The organism is Zavarzinella formosa DSM 19928 (genome assembly GCF_000255705.1).
Lineage (GTDB): Bacteria > Planctomycetota > Planctomycetia > Gemmatales > Gemmataceae > Zavarzinella > Zavarzinella formosa.
The window spans coordinates 594,238-599,789 of the sequence record NZ_JH636443.1; the positions used below are offsets into that span (position 1 = coordinate 594,238).

The 5,552-nt window shown below is 60.5% G+C and carries 7 protein-coding genes; 2 read left to right on the forward strand and 5 right to left on the reverse strand.

Translation table 11 applies throughout. The features are described 5' to 3' along the window. A partial coding sequence (locus tag BGIM_RS52750) for a hypothetical protein (RefSeq protein ID WP_202947316.1) occupies window positions 1-955 on the reverse strand: 955 nt, incomplete at its 3' end. Further along, the gene (gene rsmH / locus BGIM_RS0127935; RefSeq protein ID WP_040890700.1) at window positions 939-1,823 is read right to left on the reverse strand and encodes a 16S rRNA (cytosine(1402)-N(4))-methyltransferase RsmH; all 885 of its coding nucleotides are present in this window, start codon (window positions 1,821-1,823) and stop codon (window positions 939-941) included. The genes rsmH and BGIM_RS52750, both read right to left, overlap by 17 nt. Before the next feature lie 235 nt (window positions 1,824-2,058). Here rsmH and BGIM_RS0127940 point away from each other — a divergent pair, with 235 nt between their 5' ends. After that, window positions 2,059-2,877 carry an MBL fold metallo-hydrolase gene (locus BGIM_RS0127940; protein ID WP_040890701.1) on the forward strand — a complete coding sequence of 273 codons (819 nt, stop codon included), beginning with the start codon at window positions 2,059-2,061 and terminating at the stop codon, window positions 2,875-2,877. Window positions 2,878-2,940: 63 nt separating this feature from the next. Here BGIM_RS0127940 and BGIM_RS0127945 read toward each other — a convergent pair whose 3' ends face one another. From BGIM_RS0127945 to BGIM_RS0127955, 3 genes are all read right to left on the reverse strand, one after another. Further along, window positions 2,941-3,627 carry a DUF4291 domain-containing protein gene (locus BGIM_RS0127945; RefSeq protein WP_020472996.1) on the reverse strand — a complete coding sequence of 229 codons (687 nt, stop codon included), beginning with the start codon at window positions 3,625-3,627 and terminating at the stop codon, window positions 2,941-2,943. Further along, the gene (locus BGIM_RS0127950) at window positions 3,620-4,003 is read right to left on the reverse strand and encodes a hypothetical protein (protein WP_029630664.1); all 384 of its coding nucleotides are present in this window, start codon (window positions 4,001-4,003) and stop codon (window positions 3,620-3,622) included. Before BGIM_RS0127950 ends, BGIM_RS0127945 begins: the two co-directional genes overlap by 8 nt. 137 nt (window positions 4,004-4,140) lie before the next feature. After that, complete coding sequence (locus tag BGIM_RS0127955; RefSeq protein WP_020472998.1) at window positions 4,141-4,488, reverse strand: ArsR/SmtB family transcription factor; 348 nt, start codon at window positions 4,486-4,488, stop codon at window positions 4,141-4,143. A 322-nt stretch (window positions 4,489-4,810) separates the two neighbouring features. Between BGIM_RS0127955 and BGIM_RS65010 the strand changes: the two genes are divergently transcribed. Next, a partial coding sequence (locus tag BGIM_RS65010; RefSeq protein ID WP_040890445.1) for a hypothetical protein occupies window positions 4,811-5,552 on the forward strand: 742 nt, incomplete at its 3' end.

Consider the following 5,552-nt stretch of genomic DNA (forward strand, 5'->3'; position numbering starts at 1 on the left):
CGACGGGGGGCGGGACGACCGCCGGAAGCGTGTCCAAGTCGAGGACGGGGGCCTTCGGCGGCGGCGCGGTTTCGGTCTTGTCCTTGCCATCGACCGCCCCGACACGGTGGATGATCGTCTCGTCTTGTTTCACCGTCTTCGTGTTATGCACGGCTGGCAACGCCGGCAGTTCCACATCGCCATGAACGTTCTTAATCACGGGCGCTGGCGCCGGGATTTTGATCTCCACATGATCGTTGCCCGGCTCTTTGCTTCCCGAAGGAATCGGCGGGGGAGTCAGCTCCGGAATCTTGATATCCGCGTGTTCCTTGTCCTTGTCCTTGTGTTCCTTCGCCAAGTCTCGATGACCCGTCTGGTCGCCGGGAATCTGGATTTTCACCGGCTCGATTGGCTGTTCCCGGTGCCCCGTGTGGTCTCCGTGGGCAGGCGCTTTCACCGGCTCGGGCGTCTGTTCCCGCCGACCAAGATGCTCGCCGACCGGGGGAATCTTCGGCACTTCCACCAATGGCAGATCGCTCATTCCGCCGGGAAGTTTTCGCGGCTCGGCGGGCGGTTCCACTTTGGCGGGTTCCGGTTCCGGTTCCGGCTTGGGAGCGGGCGTGATGAACTGGTTCTTGTTGTCGCTGCTTTGGGCGAGGGCTTGCGGCGTGCCGGAGCCGAAGGACTTGATTCCGAAGGCTCCCCCCACGAGGGTGAGCACGGTCCCGCCGACAACGATGCCGACCTTGGTTTTGAGGCTTGACGACATCCCGGCTTTCGCCGCCGTTGACACCAACTTGTGGGCCATCGTCGTCGGAGTCGTTTCCGGGCTGGGGGCGGTCGCCGCCGCCGGTTCCGGCTTTGTGGCGGCTTCCGGCTTCGTTGTCGTCGGTTCTGGCTTCTCGGCCGCTTCCGGTTTGGGCGCCAGTTCCGGCTTCACCGGCGGGACGGACACGGGATCAGAGTGGCTGGCCATGCGATCGCCTCCTTGCGACCCGCAACTTGGCGCTCCGCGCCCGCGGGTTGGTTACCGTTTCATCGTCGCCCGCCTGCACGGGCTTTTTCGTGACTGCTTCCCAAAGGTCGCGGTCCTGGAACGCCTGTTTCACCCGCCGGTCCTCCAGCGAGTGAAAGCTGATGATCCCCGCCCGGCCGCCGACGTTCAGAAGGCGCGGCAATTGGGAGAGCAGCCGATCCAGTGATCCCAGTTCGTCGTTCACCGCGATCCGCAGGGCTTGGAAGGTTCGCGTCGCCGGGTCGATCCGGCTTTTCTTGTCCCGAGGAACGCACGACCGCACCAGATCAGCCAGTTGGCCCGTGGTGCGGATCGGCGCCGTCTTGCGCGTCTCCACGATCTTCCGGGCGATCCGCCGACTCTGGCGTTCCTCGCCGTATTCGTAAATCAGGTTCGCCAGATCATATTCATTGATGCGGGCGAGCATCTCGGCGACCGATTCCCCGGCCGTCGCGTCCATCCGCATGTCGAGCGGGCCGTCCTGCTGGAAGCTCAAACCCCGCCCGGCGTCTTCCAATTGGTCGGAGCAAAAGCCGAGATCGGCTAGCAAGCCATCGACCTCGGTAATTCCCACCCCCTTGAGGGCGGCCGACACCTGATCGAAATTCGCATGAACCGGCGTGATCGGCCACCCCGCCAGCGACGGGAGGGCGGCCGCAATCATTCCGGCATCCTGATCCAGCCCGATCACCCGCCCGGTCGGCCCGACCTTCGCGGCGATCATTCGCGCGTGTCCGCCGGCCCCAAGCGTGCAATCCACCCAAACCTCGCCCGGTTGGGGATCAAGCAGGGTCAACACTTCGCCCGGCAATACGGACACATGGGTCATCGTGATGGGGAAATACACGGGATGGCGAACAAGGTCAAGGGGAAATGACCAATGATAAAATGACCGATGGCCGGATCGCACAAACCGCCCCAATCCCCGGCCTTGCGTCTGTTCCCGGCGGATGGTCCGGTTTGCCTATCATGATGGCGTTAGCGGCGGGGTTCCCAAGGGATCCCACGTAAATGGCTGTTGAATGACAGCATTCAAGAACGAGAGAAAAAAAGGCGGCGGGCGAATGCCAAACTTCATTTGCGTGACTTGCGGAGCCCAATACGCCGAGAGCGGGCAACCGCCGCCGGTTTGCGCCGTGTGCCAGGACGACCGGCAATACGTCAAGGCGACTGGCCAGCAGTGGACCACGCCCGACAAGTTGCGTCTCACCCACCGCAACTCGATCCGGTTTGAGGAACCGGGGCTGACCGGCATCGGCATCGAGCCATCGTTCGGCATCGGCCAGCGTGCGTTGCTTGTGCGGACGGCGAGCGGAAACGTGTTGTGGGACTGCGTGCCGCTTCTGGATCCGGCCTTGATTGAAATGGTTAAATCGCTGGGCGGCCTCTCGGCCATCGCTATCTCACACCCGCATTATTATGCGTCGATGGTCGAATGGAGTCGGGCTTTCAGTGACGCGCCGATCCTCCTGCATGACGCCGACCGGCAATGGGTGATGCGGTCGGACAAGGCCATTGTCTTTTGGGACGGCGACACCAAACCGCTGGGCGACGGCCTGACGCTTGTTCGCTGCGGCGGCCACTTTGACGGCGGCACGGTCCTGCACTGGCGGGACGGCGCCGGTGGCAAGGGAGCACTGTTGAGCGGCGACATCATTCAAGTGGTCGCCGACCGAAGATACGTCAGCTTCATGTACAGTTACCCCAATCACATCCCATTGTCGGTTGTTGCCGTCGATCAAATCATCCGGGCGGTGGAACCGTTCGAGTATGACCGGGTGTACGGGGCATTTTGGGACAAGGTGATCGAGCAAGACGGAAAGGCCGCCGTGGTGCGGTCGGCAGAGCGGTATCGGCAGGCAATCCAAGGCCATGCGAAATGAGCGGAGGCAGCATCCGGCCCGCCGGCCCAAGCCGCGAGATCTGGTTTTGCTTGCTCTTAACCATCAGGCAGCGTTCTCATCGGCCAACCTCAATTTAATCGCGACATCCGGATCGGCCGGGCGGTAAACCCGCTCGCGCGGCGTGAGCAGCGAGGAGACGCTGCCCGAGGCCAGTCGCAAACGTTGCTCGGTGACGAATTCCGACAAATCGACAACCTCGACTAACTCGCGTCGGCCGAAAGCCTCCAGTGTTTCGCCGCGCAACCCCAATTGGATAGCCCGCCGGTCGAGTTTGGCGCCCGACGGGTGGTGGTCCGGGTCCCATTGCAACCGCACGGACGAACGACCAACCGCCCGCGACCAATCTTGTTCGGTCTCGAACTGATCGCGGTCCCACGACGACGGCACCGCTTCGGAAAGCAGTCTGTCGAAGAACGCCCGCCGGATTCGCAGAGCCAGCGTGATCTCTTGATTCTCCTTGAGACCCCATCCGGAGCGATACATCATCCAGAGAAAATTCGGCTTCACCCAACTCATCCGGGAGAAGCTGAAATCCCCGCCAAACGCTCCATGCTCGGCCGCCCAACGGCCGATGGACGGGCGGTACGCCTGATAGACGATAATGGTATCGTCATCGAATTGCGCGAGAATATGACGGCCATCCTTGGGCCAAGCCTCCTTCTGTTCCTTGTATGGTTCCGTGAGTAATTTCACCGCCTGCTCCTCCTGTCGCCAAACCAAATCATTCACTCTCAACTCGCGGCAATTGCGCCCCGCGTTTGGCGATCACCCTAGCCAGGCCGGGCATCTGGCTCAGCATCTCGGCGGTCAGGCCGGGGCGGCCGGATTGAATCCACGAGTCCACATGGGCAAGGCCTCGCCGGTATTCTTCCTGAAGCTCGGCCGATTGTTCTGCCGAAAACACAGGACGCGCCGGAATCGCGGCCAGTTCTCGCTCGGTGGCCGATCGTTGCCCGACGACTCCTTCGTCACCGATGAGGAGGACCGTGTTGCAAGATTCGCAGATCACCGGCACGATGTCGTTGGAGGCGTCACCATCCAACAAGAAACGTTGCCGGGTCTCCTTTGAGCAGACGGGGCAATCCCCAAAAGTGAACGGCGCCATGTGTTCCCCCTTGTGAATGACAAAGCCCGAAGACGAGAGTGATCCAAACGCCCGCCAACCGACGGGCTGGCTGCCGTCAAAGCCATCATGTTGACCTCTGCCAGACGAGGGAAGTTCACATGGACAGCCGGTCAGCATCATTCAGCTTGTTCATCGGGCTTTTCTTTTGCCTGGAGTTCATTGAGATATTCTTCCAGTCGGTCGAGCCTTTCCTCCCAGAAGCGGCGATACTCGCCGACCCAATCGGCGACTTGCCGCAATGGCTTCGCCTCCAGCCGGCAGGGCCGCCATTGGGCCTGTCGGCTTTGGGTGACCAGTCCCGCTTTTTGCAATACTTTGAGGTGCTTGGTCACGGCCGGGAGGCTCATCTCAAAGGGCTGGGCCAATTGCATGACGGTCGTCTCCCCCTTGGCCAGCCGGGCCAGAATCGCCCGCCGGGTGGGGTCGGCCAGCGCGGAAAACGTGACGCTCAGTTGATCGGTCATCGCTGACACCCCTTCGAATTATTTAACCGATTAGTTAATTGTAGTGCAAAGGGGAAGATGTCAAGTTGGGCTTTTGATGGGCAGGTGTTTGGAAGAGGGATTTTGGATTTTTGTTTTGGCGAGCCGAACGCCGCCATGCGCCGGGCAACGGTTGTGGTCCGTCGAATGTGGCGCCTTACCGACCGGCGCCACGAACCGCTTGCACGCGGCGGCTTGGCGTGATAATTTCAACCCATCGTCGGGCCGCCCGGCAAAGAGACTCGGATTCCGTCAACTCCGCCGGGATTGGCGAGATTTTGTTTCCCCACCCCGCAGGTGTCGAATGTCCAACGGATTACGTTTTCTGCTTCCCGCCGCTGTGTTCATGTTGATGGCAGGTACGGGTTCTCGCGCCGACGAAGGAGATGAGGCGAAAGAAAGGCTTGCCAAGGCGAAACGGGTGTATGACGGCGAGTTGAAGGACTTCAAGAAGGCGGTCACTGATCTGTTCGACAAGCGGGAAGAGAGCGTCCGCAAGAGCGGCGACAAAAAGGCCCTTGATGAACTCAAATCACAACGCAAGGCGTTTGATGATTTGGGCGAGCCGCCCGCCTCATTGCCAATGGCGCTCAAAAATCAACTCGCCACCGCGCGGACGACCTTGGACAAAGTTTATCAAACAACGGTGAGGGAGTACATCAAGCTGAAGCTCGATGATTCGGCGGACAAGGCTGAGAAAGAGCGAGTGGAGTTTTTGCTCACATCGGCTTCTGTTTCCGGCAAGCGCATCTACCTCAGCAACCTCAAGGCTGTCGAACTCAAGTCTTTGCATGAGCCGTTCGAGAACAATACAACCAAAGCCAAGATCGATGGAAAATTGGTGCCGCATAGTCTTTTTACCCATCCGCCGCCTTCGTCGGCCGCAAGCGTGAGTTATGCGATCCCGGCCAAAGCTGCCGTTTTCCGGACCATCGTGGGTGTTCCCAAGAATAGCCCAGGATTGAAAAACCCTGCTTCCCCGCTCACGTTTGAGGTTTTGCTAAATAGCTCCCACGTCGAACGAAAGTGCGAGTTTGCCGAAAAGC

What these genes read in the sequence shown, in the direction of transcription:
- rsmH (WP_040890700.1), bottom strand. Translation starts at nt 1,823, where the DNA reads ATGACCCATGTGTCCGTATTGCCGGGCGAAGTGTTGACCCTGCTTGAT.
- BGIM_RS0127955 (WP_020472998.1), bottom strand. Translation starts at nt 4,488, where the DNA reads ATGACCGATCAACTGAGCGTCACGTTTTCCGCGCTGGCCGACCCCACC.
- BGIM_RS0127940 (WP_040890701.1), top strand. Translation starts at nt 2,059, where the DNA reads ATGCCAAACTTCATTTGCGTGACTTGCGGAGCCCAATACGCCGAGAGC.
- BGIM_RS0127950 (WP_029630664.1), bottom strand. Translation starts at nt 4,003, where the DNA reads ATGGCGCCGTTCACTTTTGGGGATTGCCCCGTCTGCTCAAAGGAGACC.